This is a genomic window from Streptomyces sp. NPDC006368, from assembly GCF_040612535.1.
Taxonomy (GTDB): domain Bacteria; phylum Actinomycetota; class Actinomycetes; order Streptomycetales; family Streptomycetaceae; genus Streptomyces.
The window spans coordinates 1-16,539 of sequence record NZ_JBEXQK010000001.1 but is presented as its reverse complement, the minus strand read 5'-3'; the positions used below and the strand labels follow the sequence as shown (position 1 = coordinate 16,539).

General features: G+C 71.5%; 16 protein-coding genes and 1 rRNA gene. 3 read left to right on the top strand and 14 right to left on the bottom strand.

The features are described from left to right. Positions 1 to 521: 521 nt before the first annotated feature. The 5 genes from ABZZ38_RS00085 to ABZZ38_RS00065 all read right to left on the bottom strand — a co-directional run bounded on the left by ABZZ38_RS00085 (position 522) and on the right by ABZZ38_RS00065 (position 5,814). Positions 522 to 2,186 (bottom strand): bifunctional uroporphyrinogen-III C-methyltransferase/uroporphyrinogen-III synthase, encoded by a 1,665-nt coding sequence (locus tag ABZZ38_RS00085; RefSeq protein WP_356734229.1) that lies wholly within the window; start codon positions 2,184 to 2,186, stop codon positions 522 to 524. Further along, positions 2,183 to 3,151 carry a hydroxymethylbilane synthase gene (hemC, locus tag ABZZ38_RS00080; protein ID WP_356734228.1) on the bottom strand — a complete coding sequence of 323 codons (969 nt, stop codon included), beginning with the start codon at positions 3,149 to 3,151 and terminating at the stop codon, positions 2,183 to 2,185. The genes ABZZ38_RS00085 and hemC overlap by 4 nt, the downstream gene beginning before the upstream one ends. Next, on the bottom strand, positions 3,148 to 4,503 hold the full coding sequence (locus ABZZ38_RS00075; protein ID WP_356734227.1) for a glutamyl-tRNA reductase: 1,356 nt from the start codon (positions 4,501 to 4,503) through the stop codon (positions 3,148 to 3,150). The genes hemC and ABZZ38_RS00075 overlap by 4 nt, the downstream gene beginning before the upstream one ends. Beyond that, positions 4,500 to 5,270, bottom strand: coding sequence for a redox-sensing transcriptional repressor Rex (locus ABZZ38_RS00070; protein ID WP_356734226.1), 771 nt, complete (start codon positions 5,268 to 5,270; stop codon positions 4,500 to 4,502). The genes ABZZ38_RS00075 and ABZZ38_RS00070 overlap by 4 nt, the downstream gene beginning before the upstream one ends. A 274-nt stretch (positions 5,271 to 5,544) precedes the next feature. Next, on the bottom strand, positions 5,545 to 5,814 hold the full coding sequence (locus ABZZ38_RS00065; RefSeq protein ID WP_356734225.1) for a glutaredoxin family protein: 270 nt from the start codon (positions 5,812 to 5,814) through the stop codon (positions 5,545 to 5,547). A gap of 101 nt (positions 5,815 to 5,915) precedes the next feature. Here ABZZ38_RS00065 and ABZZ38_RS00060 point away from each other — a divergent pair, with 101 nt between their 5' ends. From ABZZ38_RS00060 to ABZZ38_RS00050, 3 genes are all read left to right on the top strand, one after another. Further along, positions 5,916 to 6,806: an HAD-IB family hydrolase gene (locus tag ABZZ38_RS00060; protein WP_356734224.1), complete on the top strand. Its 891-nt coding sequence runs from the start codon at positions 5,916 to 5,918 to the stop codon at positions 6,804 to 6,806. Between the two features lie 378 nt (positions 6,807 to 7,184). Next, positions 7,185 to 7,964 carry an ECF subfamily RNA polymerase sigma factor, BldN family gene (locus tag ABZZ38_RS00055; RefSeq protein WP_356734223.1) on the top strand — a complete coding sequence of 260 codons (780 nt, stop codon included), beginning with the start codon at positions 7,185 to 7,187 and terminating at the stop codon, positions 7,962 to 7,964. Between the two features lie 214 nt (positions 7,965 to 8,178). After that, positions 8,179 to 9,354: a DUF5667 domain-containing protein gene (locus ABZZ38_RS00050; protein ID WP_356734222.1), complete on the top strand. Its 1,176-nt coding sequence runs from the start codon at positions 8,179 to 8,181 to the stop codon at positions 9,352 to 9,354. A 67-nt stretch (positions 9,355 to 9,421) separates the two neighbouring features. On the opposite strand, the gene ABZZ38_RS00045 is transcribed toward ABZZ38_RS00050, so the two are convergent. The 9 genes from ABZZ38_RS00045 to rrf all read right to left on the bottom strand — a co-directional run. Then, the gene (locus ABZZ38_RS00045) at positions 9,422 to 10,516 is read right to left on the bottom strand and encodes a lysophospholipid acyltransferase family protein (RefSeq protein ID WP_356734221.1); all 1,095 of its coding nucleotides are present in this window, start codon (positions 10,514 to 10,516) and stop codon (positions 9,422 to 9,424) included. A gap of 15 nt (positions 10,517 to 10,531) precedes the next feature. Next, positions 10,532 to 11,617, bottom strand: coding sequence for an NAD-dependent epimerase/dehydratase family protein (locus ABZZ38_RS00040; protein ID WP_356734220.1), 1,086 nt, complete (start codon positions 11,615 to 11,617; stop codon positions 10,532 to 10,534). A gap of 147 nt (positions 11,618 to 11,764) precedes the next feature. Continuing rightward, positions 11,765 to 11,863, bottom strand: a complete 99-nt coding sequence (locus ABZZ38_RS00035; RefSeq protein ID WP_003948845.1) for an AURKAIP1/COX24 domain-containing protein — start codon at positions 11,861 to 11,863, stop codon at positions 11,765 to 11,767. Positions 11,864 to 11,994: 131 nt separating this feature from the next. Continuing rightward, positions 11,995 to 12,207, bottom strand: a complete 213-nt coding sequence (locus tag ABZZ38_RS00030) for a helix-turn-helix domain-containing protein (RefSeq protein ID WP_064070100.1) — start codon at positions 12,205 to 12,207, stop codon at positions 11,995 to 11,997. A gap of 128 nt (positions 12,208 to 12,335) precedes the next feature. Then, complete coding sequence (locus ABZZ38_RS00025) at positions 12,336 to 13,151, bottom strand: phosphatase (RefSeq protein WP_356734219.1); 816 nt, start codon at positions 13,149 to 13,151, stop codon at positions 12,336 to 12,338. A gap of 181 nt (positions 13,152 to 13,332) precedes the next feature. Then, positions 13,333 to 14,508, bottom strand: a complete 1,176-nt coding sequence (locus ABZZ38_RS00020) for an acetoin utilization protein AcuC (RefSeq protein ID WP_356734217.1) — start codon at positions 14,506 to 14,508, stop codon at positions 13,333 to 13,335. Further along, the gene (locus tag ABZZ38_RS00015) at positions 14,477 to 15,652 is read right to left on the bottom strand and encodes an MFS transporter (RefSeq protein WP_356734216.1); all 1,176 of its coding nucleotides are present in this window, start codon (positions 15,650 to 15,652) and stop codon (positions 14,477 to 14,479) included. Before ABZZ38_RS00015 ends, ABZZ38_RS00020 begins: the two co-directional genes overlap by 32 nt. 42 nt (positions 15,653 to 15,694) lie before the next feature. After that, a complete protein-coding gene (locus tag ABZZ38_RS00010) occupies positions 15,695 to 16,339 on the bottom strand; it encodes an HAD family hydrolase (RefSeq protein ID WP_356734215.1) in 645 nt (214 codons plus the stop codon). A 95-nt stretch (positions 16,340 to 16,434) separates the two neighbouring features. Continuing rightward, a 5S ribosomal RNA gene (rrf, locus tag ABZZ38_RS00005) occupies positions 16,435 to 16,539 on the bottom strand; the annotation flags it as partial.

Below are 16,539 nucleotides of genomic sequence, written 5' to 3'. Positions count from 1 at the left end.
GTCGGCCGGGCGCCGCCCGCGGGCCCCGCCCCCCGGACTCCGGCCCCCGGGTCTCCCCGCCCCCGTCAGGGCGCCGCCGTCGGGGCCCCTCCGGGCTCGACTCCTCGGGCCGGCGTGCCGCCCGAACCCGCGAAGTGACCGCACCCGACCGCCGATCCCCTGCGGGGACGGACCCTGCACGACCCCTCCTCCAAGGACGCACGGACCGGCGACCCGTCCGGACACCGGACGCCACCACCGACCCGGAGGACCGGCACCCGGGCGCACGGCCCCTCCTCCACCGGGCCTGCCCGGCAGACCCGCCCCCGTCAGGGCGCCGCCGTCGGGGCCCCTCCGGGCTCGACTCCTCGGGGCCGGCGTGCCGCCCGAACCCGCGAAGTGACCGCACCCGACCGCCGATCCCCTGCGGGGACGGACCCTGCACGACCCCTCCTCCGAGGACGCACGGACCGGCGACCCGTCCAACGCGGACGGCCGGGCGCGCCCGAAGGCGTGCCCGGCCGTGGGACCCCACCGGTGCGTTACGTCGTACGGCGTCGCCGCGCGCCCGGACGCCGCTCGCTGGGGCGCGTCACCGGGTCGCCGGCCTCCAGGGCCGCCTGGCGGCGCCGTATGCCGAACTCCGCCAGCGCCTCCGCCAGCTTGTGCACCGACGGCTCCGGCGACAGCACGTCCACCCGCAGTCCGTGCTCCTCCGCCGTCTTCGCGGTGGCGGGCCCGATGCAGGCGATCACCGTCACGTTGTGCGGCTTGCCCGCGATGCCGACCAGGTTGCGGACCGTCGAGGAGGACGTGAAGAGCACGGCGTCGAAGCCGCCGCCCTTGATGGCCTCCCGCGTCTCGGCCGGCGGCGGCGAGGCGCGCACGGTCCGGTACGCGGTGACGTCGTCGACCTCCCAGCCCAGCTCGATGAGCCCGGCGACGAGGGTCTCCGTCGCGATGTCGGCGCGCGGCAGGAAGACGCGGTCGATCGGGTCGAAGACCGGGTCGTACGGCGGCCAGTCCTCCAGCAGACCGGCGGCCGACTGCTCACCGCTCGGCACCAGGTCCGGCTTGACGCCGAACTCGATGAGCGCCTTCGCGGTCTGCTCGCCCACCGCCGCGACCTTGATCCCGGCGAAGGCGCGGGCGTCGAGCCCGTACTCCTCGAACTTCTCCCGCACCGCCTTGACGGCGTTCACGGAGGTGAAGGCGATCCACTCGTACCGGCCCGTCACCAGGCCCTTGACCGCCCGCTCCATCTGCTGGGGGGTGCGCGGCGGCTCGACCGCGATGGTCGGGACCTCGCTGGGCACGGCCCCGTAGGACCGCAGCTGGTCGGAGAGCGACGCCGCCTGCTCCTTGGTCCGCGGTACGAGGACCTTCCAGCCGAACAGCGGCTTGGACTCGAACCACGCGAGCTGGTCGCGCTGGGCGGCGGAGCTGCGCTCACCGACCACGGCTATGACGGACTGGTGGCCCTCCGGCGACGGCAGCACCTTCGCCTGCTTGAGCACCTGCGCGATCGACCCCAGGGTCGCGGTCCACGTCCGCTGCCGGGTCGTCGTCCCGGCCACGGTCACGGTCAGCGGGGTGTCGGGCTTACGGCCCGCCGACACCAGCTCACCGGCCGCGGCCGCCACGGAGTCCAGCGACGTCGACACGACGACCGTCCCGTCCGACGAGCCGACCTCCGCCCAGCACCGCTCACTGGCGGTACGGGCGTCGACGAACCGGACGTCCGCGCCTTCGGCGTCCCGCAGCGGCACACCGGCGTACGCGGGCACGCCCACCGCCGTGGCGACGCCCGGCACGACCTCGAAGGGGATGCCCTCGGCGGCGCAGGCGAGCATCTCGGCGCCCGCGTTGCCGTCGAGTCCGGGGTCGCCGCTGACCGCACGGACGACCCGCTTGCCGCCCCGCGCGGCCTCCATGACAAGATTGGTCGCATCCCTCAACACGGGGACACCGGCGGGGATTGACGCGTCGTCAACAACCGCCAGCTCAGGCGTGCTCACGCCCGCCCGGGCATGGCCGCGTACGACGTCGAGCACATCCGGCTCGGCGATGAGTACGTCGGCGCCCGCCAGCGCCTCGACGGCGCGCAGTGTCAGCAATCCCGGATCCCCGGGTCCGGCGCCGAGGAAGGTGACGTGCCCGCACGCGGTGAACGCCGAGGAAGGCTTGGATGCAGCGGTGGGGCTCAAAGTGCTCGCTCCCCCATAAGACCGGCCGCACCCTTGGCGAGCATCTCGGACGCGAGTTCGCGACCGAGCGCGACGGCGTCGCCGTGCGACGTGGGTACGGGACCGGTGGTGGACAACTGCACCAGCGTGGAACCGTCGGTCGTGCCGACGACGCCCCGCAGGCGCATCTCATGAACAACCTGCCCATCGGCCAGCAGGTCGGCCAGGGCACCCACGGGTGCGCTGCAGCCGGCCTCCAGGGCGGCGAGCAGGGATCGCTCGGCGGTCACGGCGGCCCGGGTGTGCGGGTCGTCGAGCCCGGCGAGCGCGGCGGCGAGGTCGGTGTCGGCCGCCGTGCACTCGATCGCCAGTGCTCCCTGTCCGGGAGCGGGCAGAACGGTGTCGACCGACAGGAAGTCGGTCACTTCGTCGCCACGGCCGATGCGGTTCAGCCCGGCAGCGGCGAGAACCACCGCGTCCAGTTCCCCGTTCCGTACGTAGCCGATGCGCGTGTCGACGTTCCCCCGGATGGGCACGGTCTCGATCCGCATCCCGTGACCGCGCGCGTACGCGTTCAGTTGCGCCATGCGCCGCGGCGAACCGGTGCCCACGCGGGCCCCGGCAGGCAGCTGCTCGAACGTCAGCCCGTCCCTGGCCACCAGCACGTCGCGCGGGTCCTCGCGCCGCGGGATCGCGGCGAGCACCAGCTCGGCCGGCTGCGCGGTCGGCAGGTCCTTCAGCGAGTGCACGGCGAAGTCCACCTCACCGGCGAGCAGCGCGTCGCGCAGCGCCGTGACGAAGACGCCGGTACCGCCGATCTGCGCGAGGTGCTCACGGGAGGTGTCCCCGTACGTGGTGATCTCCACGAGCTCCACGGGGCGTCCGGTCAGCTGCCGTACCGCCTCCGCGACATGCCCGGACTGGGCCATGGCGAGCTTGCTGCGCCTGGTTCCCAGCCTCAATGCCCTCTGGGCCCTCTCGGTCATACTCGCCCTCGGTTCTTGAGATCGGCGTCGTTCACGTCGGCCCGGCTGACGGAGGCGACCGCCTCCGGGTCGAGGTCGAAGAGTGTGCGAAGCGCGTCCGCGTACCCGGCGCCGCCGGGCTCCGCGGCGAGCTGCTTGACCCGCACGGTGGGCGCGTGCAGGAGCTTGTCGACGACGCGGCGCACGGTCTGGGTGATCTCCGCGCGCTGCTTGTCGTCGAGGCCGGGCAGCCGCCCCTCCAGCCGGGCCATCTCCCCGGCGACCACGTCGGCGGCCATGGTGCGCAGCGCGACGACGGTGGGGGTGATGTGCGCGGCGCGCTGGGCGGCGCCGAAGGCGGCCACCTCGTCGGCGACGATGCCGCGCACCTGGTCCACGTCGGCGGCCATCGGCGCGTCCGCGGACGCCTCGGCGAGCGACTCGATGTCGACGAGCCGGACGTTGACCAGCCGGTGGGCGGCGGCGTCGATGTCGCGGGGCATGGCGAGGTCGAGCAGCGCGAGCGGGGCCGTACGGCCCGCGGTGGCGGCCTCGACGACTCCCCCGGTCAGGACGAGCCCGGTGGCGCCGGTGCAGGAGACGACGACGTCGGCACGTGTCAGTTCGTCCCGTACGGAGGCCATGTCGACCGCGTGGGCGGCCACGCCCGTGCCTCCGGGCTCGGTGAGGATCCGGACGAGCCGCTCGGCGCGCTCCATCGTCCGGTTGGCGATGACGATCTCGTCCACGCCGGCCCGCGCGAGCGTGGCGGCGGCGAGCGAGGACATCGACCCGGCGCCGATGACGAGCGCCCGCTTGCCCTTGACCCAGGTCGGGACCTCGGTGCCGGCGGCGAGCTGTTGGAGCCCGAAGGTGACGAGCGACTGACCGGCGCGGTCGATGCCGGTCTCGCTGTGGGCCCGCTTGCCGACCCGCAGCGCCTGCTGGAACAGGTCGTTCAGCAGGCGGCCCGCGGTGTGCAGCTCCTGGCCGCGCGCGAGGGCGTCCTTGATCTGGCCGAGGATCTGGCCCTCGCCGACGACCATGGAGTCCAGCCCGCACGCCACCGAGAAGAGGTGGTGGACGGCCCGGTCCTCGTAGTGCACGTAGAGATACGGAGTGAGCTCCTCCAGCCCGACCCCGCTGTGCTGGGCGAGCAGCGTGGACAGCTCGGCGACGCCCGCGTGGAACTTGTCCACGTCGGCGTAGAGCTCGATGCGGTTGCAGGTCGCGAGGACGGCGGCCTCGACGGCCGGTTCGGCGGCGAGGGTGTCCTGCAGCAGCTTGGCCTGCGTGTCGGAGTCGAGGGAGGCCCGCTCCAGGACGCTGACGGGGGCGCTGCGGTGGCTGAGACCGACGACGAGGAGGCTCATGCCGGCATCACGGCGGGCATGTCCCCGTCAGGTCCCTTGCGTCCGCCGACCGGGGCGGTGGCGTCGCGCACCACCGGCGGCACGACGGCGGCAGCGTCCGCTTCCTCGCCGGCCTTGCGCTGCTCGTGGAAGGCGAGGATCTGCAGCTCGATGGAGAGGTCTACCTTGCGCACGTCCACGCCGTCGGGCACGGAGAGCACGGTCGGCGCGAAGTTCAGGATGGAGGTGACGCCGGCCGCGACGAGCCGGTCGCAGACCTGCTGGGCGGCGCCGGCGGGGGTGGCGATGACGCCGATCGAGACCCCGTTCTCGTCGATGATCCTCTCGAGGTCGTCGATGTGCTGGACGGCGATGCCCGCGACCGGCTTGCCGACCATGGCGGGGTCGGCGTCGATCAGCGCGGCGACGCGGAAGCCGCGGGACGCGAAGCCTCCGTAGTTGGCGAGGGCCGCGCCGAGGTTACCGATACCGACCATGACGATCGGCCAGTCCTGGGTGAGCCCGAGCTCGCGGGAGATCTGGTAGACGAGGTACTCGACGTCGTACCCGACGCCGCGCGTGCCGTACGAGCCGAGGTAGGAGAAGTCCTTGCGCAGCTTCGCGGAGTTGACCCCCGCCGCGGCCGCGAGTTCCTCGGACGAGACCGTGGGTACGGAGCGCTCCGACAGTGCGGTGAGCGCCCGCAGATACAGCGGAAGCCTGGCGACGGTGGCCTCGGGGATTCCTCGGCTACGGGTCGCCGGTCGGTGTGTTCGGCCAGTTGCCACGGTGCTCCTGCGGGATGAGCGGGGCTGCAGGCGGCCATACGTCCCAAGGCCGCCCCGTCGACAGCAGGCTATGTCTTTGTGAACGCGTGCACAAAGATGGTGTCCCTTTTGTCCGGCCAAAGTGACCGGGGTCACGCGAACCGTTCGCGCCATCCCGGAACCAGGGGCCACCTCAGTCCGTTCGCGAGCCGAAGGAGGCAAAACCGTACACACTCCTTACGACTACGCCCCCGAAGCCGAACAAATCGCTCATGATGGTAACCGCCTTTCCCGGTCATCCCCCCAGCTCGCGCCGCAGGCGCCCGGCGTCCACCTTCCAGAACGTGTGCTGCTCGCCGTCCACCAGGACGACCGGGATCTGCTCCCAGTACGCGCGGTACAGCTCCTCGTCCCGGAGGATGTCCTTCTCCTCCCAGACCGCGCCCGTCTCGGCGCACACCCGCTCGATCACCTCACGCGCGTCGTCACAGAGGTGACAGCCGGGCTTCCCGATGAGCGTGACCGTCCGCGGGCCGTCGGCCTTCTTCTTCGTACGTCCGAACATGCCCCCATTCTCCGCCTCCGTCATGGCGTCGCCTCCCGGAGTTCACGCCATGGCATCCCCACAAGTCGGGAAGCACCGAACACAGTGGCTATGCTCACGGCATGGCCGCACTGGGATGGCTCACCCCTCACAGGCGCTCCGCCACCGCGCGCAGTGTGCTGGCAGGCGAAGCGTCGGCCGAGGCCGCCCGCAAGACGTCTCAGCCGTTCCCCGTCCCCGGGGACGAGCGCGCCGCCGCCTTCTTCGACCTCGACAACACCGTCATGCAGGGCGCCGCGCTCTTCCACTTCGGCCGGGGCCTGTACAAGCGGAAGTTCTTCCAGCGCCGCGAGCTGGCCCGGTTCGCCTGGCAGCAGGCCTGGTTCCGGCTGGCCGGGGTCGAGGACCCCGAGCACATGCAGGACGCCCGCGAGAGCGCCCTGTCCATCGTGCGGGGCCACCGCGTCTCCGAGCTGATGACCATCGGCGAGGAGATCTACGACGAGTACATGGCCGACCGCATCTGGCCCGGCACCCGCGCCCTGGCCCAGGCCCACCTCGACGCCGGCCAGAAGGTCTGGCTGGTCACCGCCGCCCCCGTCGAGACGGCGACGATCATCGCCCGACGCCTCGGCCTGACCGGCGCCCTGGGCACGGTCGCCGAGTCGGTGGACGGCGTCTACACCGGCAAGCTGGTGGGCGAGCCGCTGCACGGCCCGGCCAAGGCGGAGGCGGTCCGCGCCCTGGCCGCCGCGGAGGGCCTGGACCTGTCGCGCTGCGCCGCGTACAGCGACTCGCACAACGACATCCCGATGCTCTCGCTGGTGGGGCACCCGTACGCCATCAACCCGGACACCAAGCTGCGCAAGTACGCCCGCGAGCGCGAGTGGCGCCTGCGCGACTACCGCACGGGCCGCAAGGCCGCCAAGGTCGGCATCCCGGCCGCGGCCGGGGTCGGCGCCCTGGCGGGCGGCACCGCGGCAGCCGTGGCCCTCCACCGCCGCCGGCGCTGACGGACAACGCCTCGCCGACGGACACCCCCCGATCACCGCCGGACGGCCGTACGCCCCGGCCGGCTCCGCTCGTACGCCCAAACCCGGGTCTTACCCGCGTCAACCCCCGGCAAGCCCCCACCGCCGCACTCGGCCACAAGTCATCCCGCACCGGAACAGATCTCGAAGTAATCCGATCAGCAAACGGTCACTATGTGCTGCTTGATCAGCCGCGTAGACGTAAGAGAAGCGACTGAATCGATGATTTGAGCAACTCGGTGTAGCAGTCCCTGCACGAAGCGTTATTCTCCTGGGACGCATACGGGACCTCCGCACGTCGCTACGACGAGTGAACGGTTCCGCACTGCACGTGATGGAAGCTCTGCCTCTGGGAGTCCCGTGTACCCACACGTCGGGGTTGACGCCTCGGGCCTGGCTACGCTCCGCGCAACGGTCCTCGACCACCTGCGCGGTTTCGTCCCCACCGCGTACGCCGTCCCCGCCTTCGCCTCACCGGCACCCGCCGGCCCCTGCTATGCCCTCGCCGACGGCGGTGCCGCCGTCGGCAGACGGGGCGGCCGGGGCAGCGCGGGCACCTCGACCACCCCCCGCCGCCCCACCGCCGACAGCGACAGCGCCCGCATGATGGAGCTGGTCGAGCGCGCCCAGGCCGGTGAGGCCGAGGCCTTCGGCCGGCTGTACGACCAGTACAGCGACACCGTCTACCGCTACATCTACTACCGCGTCGGCGGGAAGGCGACGGCCGAGGACCTGACCAGCGAGACGTTCCTGCGCGCCCTGCGCCGCATCTCCACCTTCACCTGGCAGGGGCGCGACTTCGGTGCATGGCTGGTCACGATCGCGCGCAATCTGGTCGCCGACCACTTCAAGTCGAGCCGATTCAGGCTCGAAGTGACCACAGGCGAAATGCTCGACGCCAACGAAGTCGAGCGCAGCCCGGAGGACTCCGTCCTGGAGTCGCTCTCGAACGCGGCCCTGCTGGAGGCGGTCCGCAAGCTCAATCCGCAGCAGCAGGAGTGCGTCACCCTGCGCTTCCTGCAGGGACTGTCCGTCGCCGAGACCGCTCGCGTGATGGGCAAGAACGAAGGCGCGATCAAGACCCTCCAGTACCGGGCGGTCCGCACCCTCGCGCGACTGCTCCCCGACGACGCCCGATGAACCCGCTCCCCGCCCTGCCCCGCCGCCCCTCCCGACTGGTCGGATCATCCTTCGTCCGTAACCCAGGTGCCGAGACGCTCGTTGTGCGGGATGCAGGCTCCCTCTGGTCACACCTGACCGTACCCACTCACTCGTTCGTGTGAAGGTGCTCAAGGTGTGCAACCTTCCGGACCTTCCGGGGAGTCGACCGTGATGACGAGAGGAGGTGCCGCCAGTGATCGCGAACGTATCGGCGCACCGGCGGGCGAACGCCTTCGCCCTGGCCCTGGAAGAGCAGGCGGCCGAGCAGCCCGACGCGTCGGCCGAACCGACCGAGCCGGCTCGGCTGTTGGCCCTGGCGAGCGATCTCGGCAAGCTGCCGAAGCCGGAGTTGGACCCCGAGGTGAAGGTCGTGCAGCGAGCCCAGCTCGTCGCCGCCATGGAGGCGATGACGGCCGAGGGGGGTGCGTCCGCGGGCCCTACCGTGCCGGAGCAACGGGCAGCGACCGGGCGGGGCGCCCACCGGGCGACCGGGCTCCGGAAGTTGCGCCCCCGCTCCCGCTGGTCGAAGGGGCTCGCCGCCGGCGGCCTCACGGTCGGGGTGGCGGCGGGCGCGTTCAGCGGGGTGGCCGCTGCCAGTTCCGACGCCCTCCCCGGTGATTCGCTGTATGGGCTGAAGCGGGGCATGGAGGACATCAAGCTGGGCCTGGCGGACGATGACGCCGACCGCGGCGAGCTCTATCTGGACCAGGCGTCGACCCGGCTCAGTGAGGCCCGCCGCCTGGTCGAGCGCGACCGTTCCGGAGCCCTCGACCACGAGTCACTGAACGAAATCCGGCGCGCGCTCAACGGCATGCAGCACGACGCCGCCGAGGGCCACCGGCTGTTGCTGCGGGCGTACGAACGGGACGGCGCCATCGCTCCCATGGCCACGCTCGACTCGTTCACGCGCAACCACCGCGACGCCTGGCAGGGTCTCCGCGACCGGCTCCCTCCCCAACTGACCGATGTACGGGACCGGGTGAGCTCTGTCTTCGCCGCCATGGACGAAGAGGTCGAGCCGCTGCAGTCCAAGCTGCCGCGTCCGCCGGAGAGAGAGAGTCACCGCCCCTCCGGCTCCGGTAGCGCCCAGGACTCGACCGGCTCCCGAAACCCGTCGCAGCAGTCCCCGTCCGCCCCGGAGTCGCGCCCTTCGGGCAGCAGCGGCAAACCGGGCCCCTCGAGTTCCGGCCCGGCTCAGGACGAAGGCCTGCTCGGCGGCAATACGGGCGGCCTCCTGGAACCGGACCCGTCGACACCGCCGCCCGACGGGGACCAGAAGTCGCCCGCGCCGGCTCCGGACGTCACGATCCCCCCGCTGCTGCCGGGCATCATCCCCGACTTCGGCATCAGCGAGGAGGACGCGCGGTAGGACGCGAAGCGGTACGAGGATGGGGCCCCCTTCACACAAGGGGGCCCCATCCTCGTACCGGAAAGACCTAGAAGAACACCGACCGCCGCTGCACCAGCAGCTTGTAGAGCGTGTGCTGGATCTGCTCCCGCACCTGGTCCGTCAGGTTGAACATCAGCATCGGGTCCTCCACCGCCTCCGGCGGATAACCGTCCGTCGTGATCGGCTCCCCGAACTGGATCGTCCACTTCGTCGGCAGCGGCACCGCGCCCAGCGGTCCGAGCCACGGGAAGGTCGGTGTGAGCGGGAAGTACGGAATACCCAGCAGCCGCGCGAGTGTCTTCGCGTTGCCGATCATGGGATAGATCTCCTCCGCGCCCACGATCGAGCACGGCACGATCGGCACCCCCGCCCGCAGCGCCGTCGACACGAACCCGCCCCGCCCGAACCGCTGCAGCTTGTACCGCTCGCTGAAGGGCTTCCCGATGCCCTTGAAGCCCTCCGGCATCACCCCGACGACCTCACCCCGCCGCAGCAGCCGCTCCGCGTCGTCCGCGCACGCCAGGGTGTGCCCGGCCTTCCGCGCCAGCTCGTTCACGACCGGAAGCATGAAGACCAGGTCCGCGGCGAGCAGCCGCAGATGGCGCTCCGCCGGGTGGTTGTCGTGCACGGCGACCTGCATCATCAGCCCGTCCAGCGGCAGGACGCCCGAATGGTTCGCCACCACGAGCGCCCCGCCCTCGGACGGGATGTTCTCGACGCCCTTCACCTCGACGCGGAAGTACTTCTCGTACAGCGGCCGGAGCAGCGACATCAGGACCTGGTCGGTCAGCTCCTTGTCGTACCCGAAGTCGTCGACCTCGTACTCGCCGGTGATCCGCCGCCGCAGGAACGCCAGGCCTCCCGCGATCCGCCGCTCCCAGTCGCCGCCGCCACCCGTGTCCGGGCGGGGTTCCGGCGCACCGTCGGCCGAGGGCCCTTCGCCCGCCTCCGTCGCCGCGCCCTCGGCCACGCCAGCCGTCTCGGCTGCCTCGGCCGCCTGCGACCCGGGCAGGGGGCTCACCGCCGCCTCACCCTTCCGCAGCGCGCCGCCGCCCGCCACGGGCCGCCTGCGCCCCTGCCGCGGGGGCACACCCCCGCGCGACCGGTCGTCGTCGAACGGAATGACCTTGGCGTCCGCCATCGTTGCTCGCGCTCCTTATCCGGCGTGGTGACCGGCGCTGTGAGTCGTCTTCGGACCGGGATCCGTGGCGCCGCCCAGTGGCGGCCACGCGGCGACCCGGTCGACCGCCCCCGCCAGGGCCTCGGGCGGCAGCAGCCCCGGCCCCCGACTGCGCGCGAAGTCCGCGAAGGTCTCCGCGGTCGTGTACGCCGGCTCGAACCCAAGGGTTTCGCGCATCTGCACCGTACTGACCACCCTGCCGTGCGTCAGCAGTCTGATCTGTTCGGGTGAGAAGTCGGTCACCCCGACCGTACGCAGCGCCGTGCCGACCCAGGTGACGGCCGGCAGCAGCACGGGCACCGTCGGCCGTCCCAGCCGCCGGGAGCACTGAGAGAGCGTCAGCACACCGTCCCCGGCGATGTTGAAGGTGCCACTGTTCAGCGTGGCCCTGCGCGGCTCGCGCGAGGCGATCCGCAGCACCTCCAAAACATCGTCCTCATGGACGAACTGGAGCCGCGGGTCGTACCCGAAGACCGTCGGCAGGACCGGCAGCGAGAAGTACTCGGCCAGCGACGAGTCGGCTTCCGGCCCGAGGATGTTCGCGAAGCGCAGCACGCACACCGCCACATCCGGCCGCCGGCGGGCGAACCCCCGCACGTACCCCTCGACCTCGACCGTGTCCTTCGCGAAGCCACCGCTGGGCAGCGACTTCGCAGGTGTGGTCTCGGTGAAGACGGCCGGATCGCGCGGCGCCGAGCCGTACACGCTGGTACTGGACTTCACCACCAGCCGGCGGATCGTCGGCGACTTCTGGCACGCGCCGAGGAGCTGCATCGTGCCGATGACGTTGGTCTCCTTGACCGCCGTCCGGCCGCCGCTGCCGAGCGGCCTGCCCGTGACGTCCAGATGGACGACGGTGTCGACGCCGTACTCGGCCAGCACGCGCGCGATGGCGGGTTGCCGGATGTCCGCGCGGACGAACTCCGCGGCACCCAGCTGGTGCGCGGGGGCCACGGCGTCCACACCGATCACCCGCTCCACGTCGGGATCGCGCTGGACGCGCCGGACGAAACGGCCGCCGAGCGGCCGGGCCACACCGGTGACGAGTACGACCTTCCCCAAGATCAGCGCCTTCCGTTCGGTCCTCGTCCAGCTGTCACCGTAGCGGTTCGCCGGTGCGCTGTGACGACCGCCGCACCCCCATAAACACCGCGGCCCTCCCACCGGAACCGGTGGAAGGGCCGCAAATGCCGCACGTACAGACGTCGCCTACTTCTTGTTGCGACGCTGAACGCGGGTGCGCTTGAGCAGCTTGCGGTGCTTCTTCTTGGCCATCCGCTTGCGCCGCTTCTTGATAACAGAGCCCACGACTACCCTCGCTCACTTCTCTTCACTCGGTGCGGGGCGTCTGGGCCCACACGACCTACGTCGGCCTAGCCTACCGGCCCGAGCGCCGAGCTTGTAATCCGAGGGGCACATGGGACCCCGCTCGCGCCCCGCTACGCGGTTTCCACCCCCACAAATGACTCACGGAGGTACTCGTGAACCGCTTGCTCCGGCACCCGGAAGGACCTCCCCACCCGGATCGCCGGCAGATGACCGCTGTGCACCAAGCGGTACACGGTCATCTTCGACACTCGCATCACCGAGGCGACTTCCGCCACGGTCAGGAACTTGACCTCGTTGAGAGGCCTCTCGCCAGCAGCAGCCATGACCCACCTGTACCTTCCGCACACGACGCCCACCGGCTTCCCCTCCGGTGACTCTTCGTCGCGGTGCGCTCACTCACCAGACTAGGGGCGGGTGATACGAGTGGGGAAGAGGAGCAGCCATCGGCCGCCTACTGTGACAGACTCGCCCGATTGAGTACATAGCGAGTAAGCGGTCGGTAGTAATCGGACCGCACACCGTCATCAAGGGGAACGGCGACGGACACGCGCCCCTCCGCCTCACCGACGAACAGCGCGGGGTCGTCCGTGTCGGCCAGGCCGATGGCCTCACAACCCAGCTGACCTGCCCCGCAGACCCATCCGTGGTCCCCGACGACGAGGTCCGGAAGCGGCCGGCCGGCCATCGCGAGACCCTCCAGAGCGGCCCGGACCGGCAGCGGGGAATGCGTATGCGCGCCGGTCTCACAACCGGCGCCTTCCGCCTCCGGTTCCCGCACCAGCGCGACTCCCCGTACGTAGTCGAGGTTGTACGTGCGTACGCCAAACCGGGTCGTTATGTCGACACATCGCCCCTGCGCGGGTGTGAGAACCCTGCATCCGGCCGCCGACAAAGCGTCTGCCAACGCGGCGTAGAACCCAAGCAGCCGATGCGGATGCCCGGTCCCCAGCAACACCGCCCCCCGCCGCGCGGCCACCTCCCCCAACCGGGCGGCGAACGCGTCCAGCGCGGCCAGCGTCCGCTCCGGGTCGATGACATCGGACCCCGACCGGTGCTCCGGATCGGCGGAGACCCCGCACCGGTCCGCCATGAGCCGCAGCAGGTCCGACTCGCTCCACCCCCACTCGGGATCGAGCCCGAGCAGCACCCGCGGGTCACGGGCGGCGAACAGCCGATAGCTCCGCAGGCTCTCCTCCCGCGAGGTGGCCACGGTCCCGGCCAACCCGGCGGCCAACAAATGCGCCCGCAACGCCCCGACACTCAGCACGCCCCCGATGCTGCCGTACACGGCAGCCCCGGGCGTCAAAAAGCCGCAGGGGCCCCACAGTTGGCGTAACACCCGCCTCACCGACGCCGTCCTCGCCGGGACGCGCCGGCCCGCGCCCGTACGACGACGGCGCCAGGCCGCCGCCCACGCGGCACCACCCCCGCCGCCGGGCGGCTCCCGCCTAAGCCAGCAGGCCCCGCAGCGGGAACGCCGCCCGGCGTGCCGCCAGCACCGCCTGGTCCAGCCGGTCGGCGGGGTCGTACCCCTCCTCCCAGCCCCGCCACCGCACGGGCCACCGCCCGTCCGTCATCCGCCCGGGCGCCAGCTGCCGCGTACGCGCGTACACCTCGTCGCGCCACGACGACGGAATGACCGACTCGGGCTCCACCGGCGCGCCCGCGGCGATCCCCACGAGGTGCGTCCACGATCTGGGCACCACGTCCACCACGGCGTATCCCCCTCCGCCGAGCGCGACCCACCGCCCCTCGGCGTACTCGTGCGCCAGGTCGTGGCAGGCCACCTGGACCGCGCGCTGCGCGTCCAGCGACACCGCCAGGTGCGCCAGCGGGTCCTCGAAGTGCGTGTCCGCCCCGTGCTGCGTCACCAGTACCTGTGGCCGGAAGTCCGCCAACAGTTCCGGCACGACCGCGTGGAACGCCCGCAGCCATCCCGCGTCCCCGGTCCCCGCCGGCAGCGGCACATTGACCGCTCCGCCCGCCGCGTCCCCGGCCGCACCCGTCTCCTCCGGCCACCCGGTCCCCGGGAACAGCGTCCGCGGGTGCTCGTGGAGCGAGATGGTGAGCACCCTGGGGTCCTCCCAGAACGCCGCCTGCACCCCGTCCCCGTGGTGCACGTCCACGTCCACGTACGCGACCCGCTCCGCACCCAGCTCCAGCAGCCGGGCGATCGCCAGCGACGCGTCGTTGTAAATGCAGAAGCCCGCTGCCGACCCCGGCATCGCGTGGTGCAGCCCGCCCGCGAAGTTCACCGCGTGCGCGGCCTGCCCACGCCACACCGCCTCGGCCGCGCCCACGGACTGCCCGGCGATCAGCGCCGACGCCTCGTGCATCCCGGCGAACGCCGGGTCGTCCATCGTCCCGAGCCCGTACGCCTGGTCCGCCGCCCTCGGATCGGCCGACGCCGCCCGCACCGCCGCCACGTAGTCCTCACGGTGCACGAGCCGCAGGGTGGACTCCCCGGCCGGCTTGGCCGCCACCACCTGGACCGCGCGATCCAGGCCATAGGCCCGCACCAACCCCATGGTCAGCGCGAGCCGCACCGGGTCCATCGGGTGCCCGGCCCCGAAGTCGTATCCGGTTACTGCGTCATCCCACATCAACAGTGCGCGACCGCTCATGACCGCCACCGTATCGGTCCGGTTCAATACCGAACGAACGGGTGTACCTCAAGGTCACCAGCATCAACACCAATGGCACCACCATCGCCCCGCGGTAGCTCCACGTGTCACCCAGCGCTCCCACGAGCGGGGAGCCGATCAGGAAGCCGACGTAGTTGCAGACGTTCAGCCGCGCAACCTCGGCGTCACCGCGCGCCGCCGCGAACGTCTGCGGCACCACCACACTCAGCCCGAGCCCCAGCACCGAGAATCCGGCCACCCCGGCCCACGCGCCCGGCGCCACGGCCACCACCCCGAACCCGGCCGCCGCGAGCAGCGCCCCACCCCGCACCACGGCCACGGCCCCGAAGCGCCGCACCCCCCGATCCCCCACGGCCCGCCCCAACAGGGTGGTGACCATATAGACGTTGTACGGAACCGTCGCCAGCTCCTCCGAGCCGCCCAGCACGTCCGACAGGTACGTGGCGCTCCAGTTCGACACGGTGGCGTCACCGATGTACGCGAACGTCATCACCAGGCACAGCGGCAACAGCACCGCACCCGCTCTCCCAGCCGGAACGCCCGTCCCAAGCCCCCGCCCCCGGCCGGCGTCCACGTACCAGCGGCTCGCGATCAGGGCCACCGGCATGAGCACCGCCACGACCGGCACGTACGACTCGACCAGCTCCAACCCCCAGTGCGCCCCCACCCACGCCAGCGAGGCCCCCACGATCCCGCCCAGGCTGTACGCCGCGTGGAACCCGAGCATGATGCTGCGCCCGTACGCCCGCTGGAGGCTCACCCCGAGCATGTTCATCGACGTGTCGAGCACCCCGACCGCCGGCCCGAACACCGCGAGCGCGAAGCCCAGGTGCCACAGCCGGTCGCCGGCACCCAGCGCGACCAGGGTCGACAGCACCACCGGCTGCGCCCACCGGAGGATCACGCTCGGCGCCACTCGCCGCACCAGCTTCCCGGTGAGCACGCTGCCCACTCCGGCGAGGAGCGGCACGGCCGCCAGGAAGACCGGCAGGAGCCCGGCGGATATCCCGTACCGGTCCTGGATGGCGGGGATGCGGGTCACCAGCAGCGCGAAGGTCACGCCCTGCGCGAAGAAGACGACCGCCAGCGATCCCCGCCCACGCCGCGACCACGCTTCCGTCATGGCGGCACAGCGTAGGCCGCCCACCTACTCCCGGGTAGGCACTCACACGAGCAGGGCTGCCAACTCCCCCATGTCATTGACGTACTTGTGGGCACCGACGAGCTTCTCCGCCGGCGTCATCGCGGTGAACCCGTACACATCCATCCCGGCCGCCAGCGCCGCCCGCACCCCGAGCGGACTGTCCTCGACGACGACACATCGCTCCGGGTCCACGCCCATCCGCTCGGCCGCATGAAGGAAGAGGTCCGGTGCCGGCTTGCCCCGCCCCACGTCCTGCGCGCTGAAGACGCTGCCCTCTCCGAACCACAGGTCGAGCCCCGTCTTCCGATGCCCGACCCGTATCCGCTCATGGCTCCCGGACGACGCCACGCAGTACGGCACGCGTTCCGCGACCAGCTTCCCGAGGACTTCCGTCACCCCCGGGACCGCCTGGAGCTCCCGCTCGAACGCGGCGAAGACGCGCGTATGAAACGTCTCGTCGAAGTCCTCCGGCAACCGCTGCCCGGTCCGCTCCAGCACCAGGTCGTGCACTCGATGGAGCGCGCCCCCCATGTAGTCACGCAAGGAGTCGTCGTAGGAGGTGGGGTGCCCCAGCTCGGTCAGGTAGCCGGCCAGGATGGTGTTGGAAATGGGCTCACTGTCGACGAGGACCCCGTCGTTGTCGAAGATGACCAGTTCATAGCGCATGTAACCACCCTGGGAGTTTCCGGCCCGCTGCCTTTTCCTGAACGCAAAAAAGCCTCGGTCCCCGCACTATGTGCGGGGACCGAGGCATAATAATTGTTCGGCGGTGTCCTACTCTCCCACAGGGTCCCCCCTGCAGTACCATCGGCGCTGAAAGGCTTAGCTTCCGGGTTCGGAATGTAACCGGGCGTTTCCCTAACGCT

What these genes read in the sequence shown, in the direction of transcription:
- hemC (WP_356734228.1), bottom strand. Translation starts at nt 3,151, where the DNA reads ATGACCGAGAGGGCCCAGAGGGCATTGAGGCTGGGAACCAGGCGCAGC.
- ABZZ38_RS00045 (WP_356734221.1), bottom strand. Translation starts at nt 10,516, where the DNA reads ATGGCGGACGCCAAGGTCATTCCGTTCGACGACGACCGGTCGCGCGGG.
- ABZZ38_RS00030 (WP_064070100.1), bottom strand. Translation starts at nt 12,207, where the DNA reads ATGGCTGCTGCTGGCGAGAGGCCTCTCAACGAGGTCAAGTTCCTGACC.
- ABZZ38_RS00010 (WP_356734215.1), bottom strand. Translation starts at nt 16,339, where the DNA reads ATGCGCTATGAACTGGTCATCTTCGACAACGACGGGGTCCTCGTCGAC.
- ABZZ38_RS00020 (WP_356734217.1), bottom strand. Translation starts at nt 14,508, where the DNA reads ATGAGCGGTCGCGCACTGTTGATGTGGGATGACGCAGTAACCGGATAC.
- ABZZ38_RS00015 (WP_356734216.1), bottom strand. Translation starts at nt 15,652, where the DNA reads ATGACGGAAGCGTGGTCGCGGCGTGGGCGGGGATCGCTGGCGGTCGTC.
- ABZZ38_RS00065 (WP_356734225.1), bottom strand. Translation starts at nt 5,814, where the DNA reads ATGTTCGGACGTACGAAGAAGAAGGCCGACGGCCCGCGGACGGTCACG.
- ABZZ38_RS00075 (WP_356734227.1), bottom strand. Translation starts at nt 4,503, where the DNA reads ATGAGCCTCCTCGTCGTCGGTCTCAGCCACCGCAGCGCCCCCGTCAGC.
- ABZZ38_RS00060 (WP_356734224.1), top strand. Translation starts at nt 5,916, where the DNA reads ATGGCCGCACTGGGATGGCTCACCCCTCACAGGCGCTCCGCCACCGCG.